Annotated in this window: 13 protein-coding genes; 7 read left to right on the top strand and 6 right to left on the bottom strand. The window is 68.9% G+C overall.

Annotated features, from left to right (window positions below; genetic code table 11):
* Positions 1-94: 94 nt before the first annotated feature.
* Genes BLU79_RS45040 through BLU79_RS45025 form a run of 4 tightly spaced genes read left to right on the top strand, consistent with a single transcriptional unit; the run spans position 95 to position 4,131 of the window.
* Positions 95-1,297 (top strand): hypothetical protein, encoded by a 1,203-nt coding sequence (locus BLU79_RS45040; RefSeq protein WP_143052591.1) that lies wholly within the window; start codon positions 95-97, stop codon positions 1,295-1,297.
* Positions 1,206-1,610, top strand: a complete 405-nt coding sequence (locus tag BLU79_RS45035) for a hypothetical protein (protein WP_143052590.1) — start codon at positions 1,206-1,208, stop codon at positions 1,608-1,610. The genes BLU79_RS45040 and BLU79_RS45035 overlap by 92 nt, the downstream gene beginning before the upstream one ends.
* Positions 1,607-3,712: an integrase gene (locus tag BLU79_RS45030; protein ID WP_218137844.1), complete on the top strand. Its 2,106-nt coding sequence runs from the start codon at positions 1,607-1,609 to the stop codon at positions 3,710-3,712. Before BLU79_RS45035 ends, BLU79_RS45030 begins: the two co-directional genes overlap by 4 nt.
* Complete coding sequence (locus BLU79_RS45025; RefSeq protein ID WP_093911856.1) at positions 3,709-4,131, top strand: hypothetical protein; 423 nt, start codon at positions 3,709-3,711, stop codon at positions 4,129-4,131. The genes BLU79_RS45030 and BLU79_RS45025 overlap by 4 nt, the downstream gene beginning before the upstream one ends.
* 120 nt (positions 4,132-4,251) lie before the next feature.
* Here BLU79_RS45025 and BLU79_RS45020 read toward each other — a convergent pair whose 3' ends face one another.
* Both BLU79_RS45020 and BLU79_RS45015 read right to left on the bottom strand, forming a co-directional pair.
* Positions 4,252-4,701: a hypothetical protein gene (locus tag BLU79_RS45020; protein WP_218137843.1), complete on the bottom strand. Its 450-nt coding sequence runs from the start codon at positions 4,699-4,701 to the stop codon at positions 4,252-4,254.
* 115 nt (positions 4,702-4,816) lie between these two features.
* The gene (locus BLU79_RS45015) at positions 4,817-5,536 is read right to left on the bottom strand and encodes an SDR family NAD(P)-dependent oxidoreductase (protein ID WP_177001441.1); all 720 of its coding nucleotides are present in this window, start codon (positions 5,534-5,536) and stop codon (positions 4,817-4,819) included.
* Between the two features lie 89 nt (positions 5,537-5,625).
* Here BLU79_RS45015 and BLU79_RS45010 point away from each other — a divergent pair, with 89 nt between their 5' ends.
* Positions 5,626-6,234, top strand: coding sequence for a TetR/AcrR family transcriptional regulator (locus tag BLU79_RS45010; protein WP_093911855.1), 609 nt, complete (start codon positions 5,626-5,628; stop codon positions 6,232-6,234).
* Positions 6,235-6,468: 234 nt separating this feature from the next.
* Here BLU79_RS45010 and BLU79_RS45005 read toward each other — a convergent pair whose 3' ends face one another.
* Positions 6,469-7,389, bottom strand: coding sequence for a helix-turn-helix transcriptional regulator (locus BLU79_RS45005; RefSeq protein WP_093911854.1), 921 nt, complete (start codon positions 7,387-7,389; stop codon positions 6,469-6,471).
* Between the two features lie 174 nt (positions 7,390-7,563).
* On the opposite strand from BLU79_RS45005, the gene BLU79_RS45000 reads away from it, so the two are divergent.
* Complete coding sequence (locus tag BLU79_RS45000; protein WP_093911853.1) at positions 7,564-8,910, top strand: aldehyde dehydrogenase family protein; 1,347 nt, start codon at positions 7,564-7,566, stop codon at positions 8,908-8,910.
* A gap of 157 nt (positions 8,911-9,067) precedes the next feature.
* Complete coding sequence (locus BLU79_RS44995; RefSeq protein WP_093911852.1) at positions 9,068-10,180, top strand: alkene reductase; 1,113 nt, start codon at positions 9,068-9,070, stop codon at positions 10,178-10,180.
* A gap of 1,000 nt (positions 10,181-11,180) precedes the next feature.
* Here BLU79_RS44995 and BLU79_RS44990 read toward each other — a convergent pair.
* The 3 genes from BLU79_RS44990 to BLU79_RS44980 all read right to left on the bottom strand — a co-directional run bounded on the left by BLU79_RS44990 (position 11,181) and on the right by BLU79_RS44980 (position 14,682).
* A complete protein-coding gene (locus tag BLU79_RS44990; protein ID WP_256333737.1) occupies positions 11,181-11,726 on the bottom strand; it encodes a hypothetical protein in 546 nt (181 codons plus the stop codon).
* Between the two features lie 320 nt (positions 11,727-12,046).
* Positions 12,047-12,436, bottom strand: coding sequence for a hypothetical protein (locus tag BLU79_RS44985; protein ID WP_093911851.1), 390 nt, complete (start codon positions 12,434-12,436; stop codon positions 12,047-12,049).
* Positions 12,437-12,549: 113 nt separating this feature from the next.
* Positions 12,550-14,682 (bottom strand): tetratricopeptide repeat protein, encoded by a 2,133-nt coding sequence (locus tag BLU79_RS44980; RefSeq protein WP_093911850.1) that lies wholly within the window; start codon positions 14,680-14,682, stop codon positions 12,550-12,552.
* Between the last annotated feature and the right edge of the window lie 18 nt (positions 14,683-14,700).

Raw genomic sequence — 14,700 nt, 5'->3', positions numbered from 1 at the left:
TGCCTTGCGCCGGTCGCTGGCCCGACTGTTCGCCGCGCGGTGCGTGCCGAGCCGGTGGACGTCGCACCACAGCAGCAGGTACTTCTGGCTACCCTTGCAGGCGTTCACCGCGTACCTGGCCACGCTGGACGGACCGGTTGCCGACCTCGACCAGCTGACCGCGGGGATGTGGCAGCAGTGGAGGCTCAGCCGACAGAACACCCGGTTCGGCTACCGCCAGATCACCACCGTGCGGGGGCTGCTGCTGGACGATCCGCGGCTGTCCGCTGCGGCACGGGAAGCGCTCGCCCGCCGTGTTCTGCAGCCCACGGTCAAGGAAGTGTCCTTCCCAGAGGCCGAGTTCGACGCGATCGTCACCACGGCGCGGCGAATGTTCCGTGCCGCGCATCTGCGGATCACGGACAACGCCCGCCACCTTGCCCAATGGCGGTCGGGAAGGTTCGCTCGCGGCAGTGAGGCATGGCTGCTGGGTGAGGCGCTGGACTGTCTGGCCCGGACCGGTGAGGCGCCCCACGACACCCGGGTGGGTCGCCAGCGTGGCCGGGTGCTCGCCCGCTATGCGCGGGTGCTGGGCGGGGAGCGGCCCGAGCACACGTGGCAGCGGCTGTTCTTGACCCGGATGGAGGCGGTCGCGCTGGGGGTGCTGCTGCTGGCCGGGCACGGCTGGAACCTGTCGGTGATCAACCGGTTGAAGGTGCCGCAAGCGGCCCCGGACGCCGGCAATGACGGCCCGCGGATCTACCGGGTCGAGTTGGAGAAGCACAAGCGGGGCGCGGGCCGGTACTTCGAGACCCGCAACCTGACCGACGACGGGGCCGCCTCCCCTGGGCGGCTCATCACGCAGGCGCTGGAGGCCACCGTGTTCGCCCGCGCGGCCGTGCATACGCTGAGCCCCGGTACGGACCGCTTCTTGATCTGGCGCTCCGCCAAGGCTCCGCTGGAGGACCAGCCCGATGAGACCCGCAGGAGGTCGGGCATCGGGGTGTTCGGGTTCGGCATCTCCGGCGTTACGGCCAAGCAGTGGGGGACCCAAGCAGGGCTTCTCCTCCTCGCCGTTCCGCAGGGGGCGGCGGACGGTGAACACGCTGCACCGGCGCGCGCCCGGACAGAACAGCCAGGCCACCCACGACCGCGTCTACACCCTGACCGATCCCCAGGTCCGCCAGGACGCGATCCCGGTCATCGCCGAGGCAGCCGAAGCCGTCGTGACCCAAGCCCGCGCGACCGTGCTCGCCGCCGAACTGCGCGAGAGAGCCGATCCGGCCGACCAGCCGACCGCCACCGCCGACTGCCATGACTACGACAACAGCCCCTATCCCGGCCCCGGCGGCGGCTGCGGCGCCTCGTTCCTGATGTGCCTGGCCTGCCCCAACGCCCGGATCCACCCCGCCCACCACAGCCGCCTGGCCCACCTGCACCATGCACTCGGCAACCTGCGCACCGCCCTGGACTTGGGCCAATGGGACCGCCAGTGGGAGGACGGACACGCCCGCCTGGAACACCTCAAGGCCCAGCTCGGCACCGCGGTGTGGACCCGCGCCCTGGCCGACGTGACCGACACCGACCGCGAACTCATCGCCCTGCTGCTCAACGGAGACCTCGACCCGTGACGGCCACCCCAGCCCCTGCCCGTGCCCTCCCCGGGCCCGACACCCCTATCATCCCCGCCCACCGGATCGCCGGCGGCTACGCCGGCCCCATAGCGCGCTACGCGGCGCCGGCCTGGCCGCTGATCCCCATGAACGCCAACCCGGGCGTCACGCACAGCACCATCCACTGGCCGACGTTCCCCGACCCGTTCCGGGAGGAGATGCGGCTGGCCGCCTGGACCTTAATCAACGGCGAACTGCCCGCGGTGTTCCTGCGTGAGCGCCATCCCACCTGGCGCTCACGCCAGGCGCCCAAGGCGCTCTGCCAGACGATCGGGGCCTGGTGCCGGCTCGCCGTGTGGCTCACCGGCCGGGGCACCACCACGCTGAGCGACTGCACCACCCAGGTACTGGATGAGTACGGCCGTCACCTGCGCGACAACGGGGCGGCCCGCATCACCGTGCACAGCGTGCTGTCGTCGCTGACCCGGCTGTGGGTCTTCGACCAGCTCAGTGGCCGTCCCAGCGGAATCGGCCGCCCGCCCTGGGAGACCGAGGGGGTGGACGACTACCTGCCGCCGGCGACCCCGGGCGGTGAGAACGCCGCCGAGGCGATCGCCGAGCAGACCATGGGCCCCCTGCTCGTGTGGGCGATCCGCACGGTCGAGGAGTTCAGCGACGACATCCTGTCCGCCTGGACCGAACGCAACCGGCTGCATGCGCAGGCTGCCGCCAACATCGCCACACCCGCCTCACGAGCCGCCCTTCGGGCCTTCATGGACCGCACCGACGCCGATCGCCTGCCGATTCCGACCACACAGTGGCTGGGCAGAACCACGATCGCCGGCGCCTATATCGCCGCGCTCACCGGCGCCTCCCTGAGCCAGGTCTACAGCACCACCCGTGATCACGGCTGGCGGCAGGCCGCCCTGGACCGGCCCGGCCGGTGCCCACTGCGTGTCCCAGTCACCGGCACACTCGGCGGCATCCCCTGGAGAGACGCCGTCGACTACACCGAAGCAGGCTTTCTCATGCGCCAGTTGGGCACGGCGTGCTTCATCGTCATCGCCTACCTGACCGGGATGCGTCCCGGCGAGGCGGCCGGACTGCGCAGCGGCTGCTGCCCCGACCCGGAGCCGGACAGCGCGGGGCGCACGGGGCGGCACTTGATCACGAGCACCGTGTATAAGACCGCCCGCGACGAAGACGGCAACCACCGCTCCGAGGGCGAGGTCCGCGATGCCCCCTGGGTGGCCATCGCCCCCGTCGTGAACGCCATCCGTGTCCTGGAACGCATGGTTCCCCCAGGGCAGCTGCTGTTCGACCACCACGCCCACGACCTGCGCGGCACCCGGGCCGGCACCGGCTCCCTCACCGTGCACACCCTGGGCACCCGGGTGGAGGACTTCATCACCTGGGCCAACCACGAGGCAGCCGCCCGCGGGCTGGTCCACGAGGTCATCCCGCCGGATCCGCACGGCAGGATCGGAACCGAACGGTTCCGCAGGAGCCTGGCCTGGCACATCGCCCGCCGCCCCGGGGGCCTGGTCGCGCTCGCGATTCAGTACGGCCATCTGCGGACTTCCGTAGCGGCCGGATACGCCGTGCGCAGCCGGGACGGCATCCACGACCTCCTCGACGTCGAGACGGCCCGCGCCACCATCGACACCGTCGCCGACCTGAACGCCGCTCTCGAGGACGGCCTCGGCATCTCCGGGCCCGCCGCCCGCCGCGCCATCAAGGCCGCCGCCACCGCGCCCCAGTACACCGGCACCGTCATCACCGCACGGCAGGCCCGACAGATCCTCGCCAACCCCCACCTGGCCGTCTACGACAATCCCCACACGCTGCTGATGTGCGTCTACAAGCGCGACAAGGCCCTGTGCCACCGCGGCCTCAAGGACACCCCCAGCCTCGACCGGTGCGTCCCCACCTGCGCGAACATCGCCCGCACCGACCAGCACGCCACCGGCCTCCGCCTCCGCGCCACCGCGCTTGACCAGCAGGCAGGCCACGTTCCCGGCCCGCTGGGCGAACGGCTACAGAGCAACGCTGCCCGGCTGCGCGACCTCGCCGACACCCACCACCGCACCCGCACCACCCTTCAGGACGGCACCGCATGAGCCCCGCACCCGACGAACGCGACCGTATCCGCGCGGCCATGGACCGCATCCTGCAAGGAACCGCGCAGCACTCCAACGGCGCGCTGACGATCGTCGCCCTGGCCCAGGAAGCCGGCCTACCGCGCAACGCGCTCACCCAGCGTCACCCGGACCTCAAGAACGACTTCTACGCGCAGGTCAGGGCGCGCGGACAGACGCCGGACTCCGAGATCCGCCTGCGCCAACAGATCGTCAAACTCAAGGAGCTCCGAGCCAAGGACGCACAGGAGCTGTCCCAGCTGCGGACCGACGTCGATCACCTGGTCCGCGCTGTTAACCAACTGACCGTGGAGAACCGACAACTGCGCGGTGCACTGTCACAGCCCACCTCCCCCGTTCGAGTGCTGCCGACCCAACCGCACCCGAACCGGATGCTCTGAGAACTGCCTTGGTCGCTCGGCGGGACTGCTGAACTCGACAGAGACCGCCAACCCGTCCTCGGCGGCCTCCAGCCAATGGAGGCGGTGCAGTGGATCAGCTGCGGTGCCACGCCGGTGCGGTCACTTCCAGTCGCTGTCCGATGACGCCGTCGCTGTCGGCTCCGTTTCTTGGGCGGCCGCTTGCTTGACCTCGATGAGGGCCGTGGTACCGGCTACCACCGCAGAAAGAGCCACGGCGGCGGACAGCATGGCCGAGGTACGGCTGACGTCGCGCCGCAGGCCCGCAGCCAGGAAAGCGGCGGCATCGACCGAGTCCATGACGATGTTCACCGCAAGAAACTGCTGCTGCTGGGGCCGGGTGAAACTGTCCATCCGTTGCAGCCCAAGCCCGAGAGCAGCGTTGCGGATCGCGAACATCCGCGAATAGGGGATCGCGGGGGTACCGCTAGCCGTGAGCTGGAAAAACCGCGCGGCCAGCCGCGGGGTGAACAAGTGGGTTGCCGCGACGATGAAGCGCCCGGTCGTCAGCGCTCTGCGGGAAGGAACCAGGTGGAGGGGGAATTTGGACATGGAGAATCCTTTCAATCCGGAACGGGCCGGTCAGCTGTTCAGAAGGTGGCGGGTCAGGAATTCGACCTTGTCCGCTTCGGTGAGGTGTTGCCGGGGGAAGGGTTTTCCCTGGGGTTCAGAGCTCGGCGACGGTGCGTCGCAGGAAGCCCGGCGCGATGCGCAGCATGGCGGGCATGACTTTGGTCTGACCGGGGAATGCCATGTTCCGCCGCCGCCGAAGAGCCTTCATCGTGACCGCCGTCACCTGCTCGGGAGTCAGCTTCTTCCCGGTGGCTGCGGCGTTCATGGGCGTGTCCGTGGACGGCGGGAGGACCTCCAGGACATGGGTGCCCTTCGGGGCGAGTTGACGGCGCAGGCCGTCCGCAAAGCCGTGCAGGCCGGCCTTCACCGCGCCGTGGGTGGGTGCGCGAGTGGGCGAGACCAGAGCGAACCCCGAGGTGATGAAGACGAGCGCGTCGGGCTCCGGCCACCGCTCGAGCGCTTCGCCCGTCAAGTGCATGGGGGCGGTGAGGTTCAGCGCCACCTCGGCATCGAGGGTCGCATTGGGGTTCTTGCCGGCCGCATAGTCTCGCTCCTCGAACGTACCGGCGTTGTTGACCAGCACGTCTAGGCGCCCGAAGCGATCAGCGACCGCCTGCAGCAGCGCGGCCCGATCGGCTGCGTCCGTCACATCGGCCCGCACGGCCAGCGCCTGCGGGTGGGCCTGCGCGAATCGGTCCAGCGCAGCCTGCGAACGCCCGCAGACGACGACGGACGCCCCGGCCTCCATGAAGGATTGCGCGAGGCTCAAGCCGATGCCTGAGGTTCCGCCAGTGATGAGTACGGTCTGTGACACGATGCTACCTCTCTGTATAGCGTACCGATTGGTACGAAAGTACTCTAGCACATCCGTACCGATCGGTACCGAAGGAGTAGGATGAAGAAATGACCTCGACGACACCGGCCCCTCCTGGCAGACCTCGCGCGTTCGACATCGACGAGGCACTCGATCGTGCAGTCCTGGTGTTCTGGTCAAAGGGTTTCGAGGGCGCCAGCCTTGACGACCTCACCGAAGCGATGGGGATCAGCCGCCCCAGCCTGTACAGGGCGTTCGGCAGCAAAGAAGACCTCTTCTACAAGGCGCTGGAGCGCTACACCGAGGGCTTGACCGCCTACTTCGCCCGAGCCATGGCAGAGCCCACCAGTGAAGCCGTGGCTACTGCCGTGCTCCACGGGGCGGTCGAGGCGGCAACCATGCCGGGACTGCCCACGGGCTGCCTTGGCGTGCACGGCGCGTTGGCCACCGGGGATGACAGCCGCCCGGTCCGAGACGCACTCATCGCATGGCGCGAGGACGGGATAGCCCACTTGACGCGCCGGTTTCAACAGGCGGTGGACGCCGGTGACCTTCCGCCTTCCACAGATCCGCATCTTCTCGCGCTCTACCTGAGAACAGTCGCCAATGGGATCGCCGTCCAGGCCGCGAGTGGTAGTTCCCGCCCCGAGCTGCTGCAAGTCGCGAACCTCGCGTTGGGCAGCTGGCCAAAGCCGTAGTCAGCCAGTCAGACCGGGATCTGCGCACGTACTTCGGTTTTCCGTGGTTCGCGCGAGGCCGGCGCGACGGGCGGAGGAACTGCGGGTGCTGCGGTAGCGGGCGGTTCCGAGGGTGCGCGGGATGCCGACGCTTCGACGGGGGCCGGCGAGACGGCGCGTGCCGGCTCCGGGGGCGGCAAGGGCGACGGGACGCTGGGCGTGGCGCGCAGCCAACCACCGATGATCAACTGTTCATCAAGCCGTACGTGCCGGCGGCATCCCGGCTCCCGCCCTTGTCGCGTCGGTGCCCCAGCTGGCCAGCAGTCGTAGTGCCTCCGCGGACGGGGAACCGGGTTCGGCGTGGTACGTCGCCAGCGTCTGTTCGTGGTCATCGGCCAGGTGGAACGATTCGAGGCGCAGATCGAGTTCGCCGACGAGCGGGTGGTGCAGGCGCAGGGTGCCGTGGCACTTGTCCTTGACGTCGTGGGCGGCCCACAGCCGTCGGAACTCCTCGCTCTTCACGGAGAGTTCCCCCACCAGCGCGGACAGCCGGGGGTCGTTGGGATGGGAGCCGGCGTCCAGGCGCAGCTGAGCGACGACGTCGTTCGCTTTCTGCTCCCAGTCCACGAACAGGTCGCTGTACTCGGGCCGCAGGAACACCAGCCGCGCCCAGTTCCGCTCGTGCTCGGGCAGCTCGGCCCAGTCGCCGAAGACCGCCGCGGTCATCCGGTTCCAGGCGAGGATGTCGCCCCGCCGCCCCACAAGGATCGCTGGGCCGCCTTCCATGGTGTCCAGCAGCGTCCGCAGGGAGCCCCGCACCCGCTGGGTGCGGCCGGCCGGCTTCTTCTTCTGTTTCGGCTTCGCCAGGTGCGTGAGGTGGGCGCGCTCGGCCTCGCTCAGCCTGAGCGCGCGGGCGATGGCGTCGAGGACCTCCGCCGACACGTGCTGCCCGTTGCCCTGCTCCAGCCGCGTGTAGTACCCCACCGACACCCCGGCCAGCTGCGCCAGCTCCTCGCGGCGCAGCCCCGGCACCCGCCGGTACCGCCCGAAGTCCGGCAGCCCCACGTCCTCCGGCTTCAGCCGGGCCCGCCGGGTGCGCAGGAACTCACTGAGCTCGGCACGCGGGTCCAGCGCGCCGTCGGCCGGCTCGTGCACCGGTTCGGGGTATTCGTCCATGCCTTCGAGTATCCACGGTCGGACGCACACCAGCCTGCACCAGCCAGTGGTAGTCACAGCGGATGTACACAAAGCCGTGACCTGGGTGAATACCGGATCGTCCAGCACGCTGGAGACCGTGCCCGGCTGGAAGGCAGCCGGGGCGTGGCTTGCATCAAGAACGGAGCACACCCCATGACCACAACACAGGGGACCGAGTCGAGGACGCACCAGAGCGAAACGGCCGCGGAGGTGGTCGGCCGCCTTCGTGCGACGTTCAACACCGGCGTCACCCGCTCACTGGACTGGCGCGTCAACCAGCTGCAGCGGCTGCGGGCACTGCTGGTCGAGAACGAGCAGGAGCTTATCGAAGCGCTCTGGGCGGATCTGAGGAAGAACGCCGCCGAGGCGAAGACGCAGGAGATCGACTTCACCGTCGCCGACATCGACGAGACGCTGGCGAATCTCGAGAACTGGCTTCAGCCTCGCCCGGTGGAGGTTCCCGCCCACTTCGGTCCCACGACCACGGCCTACACCACGTACGACCCGCTCGGGGTGGTCCTGGTGATCGCTCCGTGGAATTTCCCGCTGCACCTTCTCATCGACCCCATCATCGGCGCACTGGCCGCCGGGAACACCGTGGTGGCCAAGCCGAGCGAGATCTCGGTGCACACCTCGGCGGTCGCTTCACGCCTCCTGCGAGAGTACTTCGACCCGGACGTGCTCACCGTGGTCGAGGGGGGCGCCGAGGAGACCACGGCCCTCCTGGCACAGCGCTTCGACCACATCTTCTACACCGGCAATGGCACGGTCGGCCGGATCGTCATGGCCGCAGCCGCCAAGAACCTCACCCCCGTCACGCTCGAGCTCGGAGGCAAGTCGCCGGTCTTCGTGGCGCCCGACGCCGACGTGGACGAGACCGCCAAGCGGCTGGTCGGCGCCAAGTTCGGCAATGCGGGCCAGCAGTGCATAGCCCCCGACTACGTTCTGGCCGATCCTGCCACCGTCGCCGCACTGGTTCCCGCCCTGCGCGCGGCGGTCGAAGCCCAGTTCGGCACCAACCCGCAGACCGCGGCCGGCTTCGGCCGGATCATCAACGAGCGGCATTTCGACCGGCTCACCGCTCTGCTGGACTCCGGCAAGGCGGCGGTGGGAGGCCGGCACGACCGTGACGACCTGTTCATCGCGCCGACCGTGCTCACCGATGTCGACCCCGCGTCGCCCATCATGCAGGAGGAGATCTTCGGTCCGATCCTCGCCGTCGTCGAAGTCGAAGACCTCGATGCCGCCATCGCCTTCATCAACGAACGCGACAAGCCCCTCGCGCTCTACGCCTTCACCGAGTCCGAGGCCACCAAGGCGCGCCTGGTGAACGAGACGTCCTCCGGCGGCGTCGCCTGGGGCCAGCCGGTGATGCAACTGCTCATGACCGGCCTGCCTTTCGGTGGCGTCGGCGAAAGCGGCATGGGCCGGTACCACGGCCGGTATTCCCTCGAGACGTTCAGCCACCTCAAGGGTGTCGCGGACGTCCCGCTCAGCTAGCCTCGCGCCTTTTGCCGACACCGACACCGACGGCATGCGGCTCTCACCGCGTTCGCCTCCGACACCACCCCCACCCCGATCCGCCGGGACAGCGTGGGCCCCTGCGTCGCAGACCTTCATCCCGTTTTCCTCCGTAGTGCAGAAAGAAAGCCAACCCATGCCTGTAAACACTTCAGAAGTTTCGCCCGCCCCGTCACTTTTCTCCCCGGTCTCTCTCGGGAAGATCGAGCTCGCCAACCGCATCGTCATGGCACCGCTGACCCGGGTCCGGGCCGGTTCCTCCGGCATCCCCGGGGATCTGATGGTCGAGTACTACCGGCAGCGGGCGAGCGCCGGAATGATCATCACCGAGGGCACCTACCCCGACCACGCGTCGCAGGGGTATGTCGGTGAGCCGGGCATCGCCACCGACGAGCAGGCGGCCGGCTGGCAGCGGGTGTTCGAGGCGGTGCACGCCGAGGGCGGCCGAATCGTCTTGCAGATCATGCACGCCGGCCGCGGCACCCACCCCGACATCAACGGCGGCCGCCGCATCCTCGCCCCCAGCGCGATCGCCATCGACAACAAGACGTTCACCGAGAAGGGCGAGCAGCCCTACCCGATACCGGAAGCGATGACCACTGCAGAGATCCGGGCAGCCGTGGAGGACTTCGTCACCGCGGCCCGCCGGGCCATCGAGGCGGGAGCGGACGGCGTGGAAATCCACGGCGCCAACGGCTACCTGCTCCAGGAGTTCCTCTCCCCGGCGGCCAACCAGCGCACCGATGGATACGGCGGCTCGCCGCACAACCGCGCCCGCTTCGTCGTCGAGGTCGTCACGGCGGTCACCCAGGCCGTCGGTGCCGAGCGGGTCGGGCTGCGGATCTCGCCGGAGGTCGACCTCGGGGACGTCTTCGAGACCGACCGGGACGACGTCCTGGCCACCTACGGCACCCTGCTCGACCAACTGCGCCCGCTGGGCCTGGCCTACCTCTCCGTACTGCACGCCGAGCCGGGCGGCGACCTGGTACAGGAGCTGCGGCGGCGCTTCGACGGCAAGCTGATCGTCAACAGCGGCCCCTTCGGGGGGCAGACCACCCGCGAGCAGGCGCTCCAGCAGATCGAGGCCGGCCACGCCGACGCCGTGGCCGTGGGCCGGGCCCTCATCGCCAACCCCGACCTGGTCGAGCGCTGGCAGGGTGGCCACCCGGAGAACGAGCCGCGGCCGGAACTGTTCTACGGGCCGGACGCCGAGGGCTACACCGACTACCCCTTCCTCGAAGCAGCCTGAGGCCCACGGCCACGCCTGTCCATGCGGCAGTCCCACTCACCCATGGACAGGCGCCCGACCGGCGACACTGTGCCCGCCCTTTTGAGCCCGCGGTCACACCGGCGATCACCGGCTCGAGGACCGTCGGGTCCGTCAGGGCGTTGACGGTCCGCAGGTTCCTGGTCAGCAGCATGCGTTCGGTGACCTCGTCGAGCAGATCTATCCCGCGCTCCAGGCCGGCTGACCGGAACCCGTGAGGGGTCTCCCGAAGTGGACCCGTGAGGCCGGCAAGCGGGCTGAGAGCCCCTCAACACGCACGACTTGACAGGGAAGACGCCTGAGCAGGGTTGACGGTTGTAGCCCGCAGTGGAGCCTCGGCGCGCCAGAGGGGCAGAAGCATCCTGACCCTCCAGCTCTCCGCAGTGCGGGAGCTGATGTCCCCGTCAGTCAGGCAGACTCCGCCGTGGATGCCGCGGCTGTGCTCGTGGTCGTGCAGACGATGAGGCCGGGCGTGATGACGCTCACCCCGTGCCGGTGTACCGCGGCGCGACTGCCCGGGCGAGGGCCGCCGCCGACGCCGTTGTTGTCGCTGTCGTGTTCGCCGCTCTCACGTCGTGTTCCTCGGATTCGTCCGGGGCACGGGACCTGTGAGACCAAGGTCGCGGTGGGGGACGTCGTGACAGTGCGTCCGTGGCTCCGACTAGCTCGGCACCCAGAGTGTTGACAGAACAGTGAGGCAGTCCGCAGCCAGGCCAGTAAGTCAAGGAGGAGGCGGCACGCACGAGACCCTCCCCATGCAATCCCGAGAGTCGGCCCGCTTGGCCCATGCCCACGACCTCGAATCAGCACCCCTTCCAGGGTGTGACGTGCGTGTACGGCATTCGCAACTTGCTCCGTCACCCGCGGCCACCGAGTAAGCCGTGATCTACACGGTGGCGCGAGTGCCGTTCGCAAAGCTGTCCCTGTCGTCCCTGTCGTCCCTGTGTTCCGTGGGCTTCCTGCTGGGCATGGATCTGATGCCTCAATGGCCGGCGAGGAGTTTCACGGCGACGACGGCAATGCCGATCAGGGTGTCTACGAGGCCCGAGAGCAGGGCGCTCAGAGGGCCGTTTCCTATGCGTAGGCCGGTTCGCCAGCCCCACAGGAACAAGGTGACTACCTCTACGCCTGCGCTGATCAGCAGCGCGGTTTCCAGCTCCAGGGCGCCGAGAGCGGAGATCCCGATAAGCACCAGCGGGCCCGCGGCGGTGAGCAGCAGCGGACTCGAAACATGCAGGGTGGTGCGGATCTCCTGAAGGGTGGCGCTGCGTCTGGTCAGCGCCCGGTGGGACTGTTCGTCAGCAACCAGAGTGGCCAGCCAGATCCCGAGTGCCGTCACGGCCACGGTCAGGGCGGATTCGAGGTGTTCGCGGTGGTCGGTCTCGGCAAGGGCGATGATGACAGCGGTCAGGGAAAGGGCCGCGTAAATGCGCTCCTTGAGGCGCGCGGCAGCGATGTCCCCCGCTCGGGCGGCGGTGACAGCCGCGGCGGGCGTCTTGTCCGCGTCACCCTGTTGTCCTGCAGCCATCGTGCATCACCTGGGCCTTCCGATGGCACACCGTAGAGACCCTTGTAGGGCTTTGCCGCACGAATCGCGGGCGTTCGGCCGCTCAGGCGAACTGCCGAGCCGCGTCGAGCCAACCGGTGACGACATCGGCGAGGACCCGAAGGGACTAGGGCGCTTCTTTTGGATCAGTGATGAGAGTGGGGGCGCCTGGCGAGCCGATGCCTAGATGATCAATTCCAAGGGATGCCTGCTGAGGGTGTGGGGTGGGCGGCGGCCGAAGCCACCGCGAGACGGTCAGGCGGCGGGCTGCCGGCCCTGGTTGTCGAGGTGGCAGCGGGCGGTCAGGCGTCAGGGTCGACTTCGGGGTGCGTGAACCGCACGGGCTTGCCCAGCGACCGGGCGTAGGCGATTTCGGCTCGGGTGCTGTCTCCGATGTAGTCGCCGACTACGAGCACCTCATCAGCGAGCCGGATCTTCGCCTGGTGCAGATCGTCGAGTCGAACCTTCAGCGCCTCGGCCTCGACAGGATCGGACCAAAGTTCGTGCGGCGACTTCATGTCACAGCCCGGTTTGACGACAATCTTTCCGGCTTTGGTCTCCCGCAGATCGGCCTCGTTCATCTCGGTCATGAAGCGGGTGGAGCCGCAGATCACGACGATACGCGGGAGGCTCAACAGCTTCTTCGCGTCGGCGAGCTTCTCCTCGGGGGTGAGCAGTTGCGGGTATGACACTGGTTCCTCCTGGTGGTGTGGTCCAAGGGGTGCCTGCGGAGACGAGAACGAGGATCCGAAGATGGATGCCCCAGCCAACATGCCGAACGTCGGCCCGGCCGTATGCGCGGGGGTTATTGGTCGGGGGTGGGGAGGTGTGGGGGAGGCAGGGCGGCGGCTCGTTCACGGGCTTGGACTTCTTCTGGTTCGGCGTCGGCCTGTTGGTAGGCGTCGGCGGCGGCGAGCCAGTGGTGGCGGGCTTTGGCGAGGTGGCCGGTGTTCTCGTGGGCGTGGGCGAGGTGTTGGTGGGTGGTGCCGATGGTGTGCCAGTCCTCGAACTCGTGCTGGATGGTGAGGGCTTTGTTGTAGGCGTCGACGGCTTCAGCGGTGTTGCCGGTGGCCGCTAGTGCGATGCCTGTGTTGCGCCAGGCCTTGGCTTCGCGGTCACGGTTGCCGGCCGTGCGGAACAGTCGCCGTGCCCGGGTGTGGGCGTCGATGGCGTCGTGGGGCCGGTCAAGGTCCATCAGGGCGAGTCCGGTGTTGTTGAACACGTATGCCTGCCCATTGCTGTCACTGAGGGCCCGAAACAGCTCACCCGCCCGTTCCAGGACAGGGAGGGCCTCACTGGGGCGGCCGGCGACACGCAGGGCCGAGCCGAGGAAGTTCCACGCGAAGGCCTCTCCGGTCCGGTCGCCGACTGCTGCCAGTAGGTCGCGGGCACGAGTGAGGGCGTCTATGGCTTCGACCGGCCGGTCCGCCGAGCGCAGCGCCAGGCCGAGGTAGTTGCAGGCTTGGGCTTCGGCCGTGCGGTCGCCGATAAGGCGGGCCGTGTCCTGGGTGTGGCGGCTGACAGTGACGAAGTCGTCGTAGTCGCGGCGGAAGTACAGGTAGGTGCCCAGCAGCAGGCCCAGCCGGACCAGGAGGGTGCCGTGGCGTGCCTGCGCCGTGCCGTGCATAGTGGCCAGCAGATTCGCCCGCTCGCTGTCGAGCCAGGCAATGGCTTGCGCTCGGCTGCCGAACACCTGCTGAGGCACGGGCGTGTCAGCCCACCAGCGGACCAGGTCGACGGCGGCGGCCGTGCGGTGGACATAGTGCTCCAGCACTCGCCCCCGGGCGGCCGCGGACTCTTCGGCCAGGACGTCATTGCTCTCGGCTACCTGGGCCGCGTACTCCCTCACGAGATCGTGCATGCGCCATCGGTGCCGGCTGCTGCCGCACTGTATGAGATGGGCGCGCTCCAGCGCAGCGAGGTCTGCGCGCGGCGAGTCGGCTTCACCCAGCAGCGCGGTGATGGCCTCGAGGCCGGTCTCCGGTCCCGGTGCGAGCGCCAACAGCCGCAGTAGCCTGGCCTGCTGGTCCGGAAGAGCGCGATAGGAAAGCTCAAAGGTAGCCCGCACACTGCGCTCCCCGTCATCCAGTTGGTCCAGACGGCTGCGCGACGCTGTCAGGTCGCGGCCGAATTCACTCAGGGACATGGTGTGGTCCGCGATCAGCAGCGCCGCGGCGATCTGCAGGGCAAGTGGCAGGCAGCCGCACAGCGTGGCCAGAGCGGATGCCTGCGAGGCATGGCCCGCCAGCCGCGCATCGGCGGGATCTGCCGCATGCAGCGCGCGGTCGAGTAGCCGGCAGGCGCCCTGCGTCGACAGTTCGTCCAGAGCGAGCAGGCGAGCGCCCAGGGTGGGGAATTTGTGTCGGGATGTGGTCAGCATGCGGTGGCGAAAGTCGCCGGGCAGCAGCGGTCGTACCTGGCTGACCGACGAGGCGTTGTCCGCCACCACCAGTACTGGACCGCTCTCCCGCGCGCGTCGGGCGAGCGCCGCGCGGTAGAACGCGGCACGTTCCTCAGCTTGTACCGGGATGTGCTCCGGCCGGGTGCCCAGCGCCCGCAGCAGCGACTGCAACGCCACCTCGGCGCTGATCGGCGTCTCGTCGTAGCCGTGCAGATCGACAAAGAGTGTGCCGCCGGGAAACCACCCCCGGGCCCGGGCCTCATGGGCGGCCTCCACCGCCAGTGCTGTCTTGCCGATGCCACCCAGCCCCGACACCGCGGCGACCAGAACGGCCTGGGGCCCCGGCTGCGCTGGATCCAAAGCCTCCAGTAGCTTGCGCAGTTCGTCATCGCGACCGGTGAAGCCAACGGTCTTGGCAGGCAGAGAATCGACAGCAGTGGGCGTGGGCACATACGGCTGATAGTCGGCCCTGCCGATCACCGGCCCTGTGAACTGCCCGCCTCTGAAGTCGAAATGGTCGTCGTACTCGACACTCATCACGCCCCCCGCAACCCC

This window comes from Streptomyces sp. cf386 (assembly GCF_900103585.1).
In the GTDB taxonomy this organism is placed as follows: Bacteria; Actinomycetota; Actinomycetes; order Streptomycetales; family Streptomycetaceae; genus Streptomyces.
Note: the sequence above shows the minus strand (reverse complement) of the source record. Positions and strands in the feature narration are given on the sequence as shown.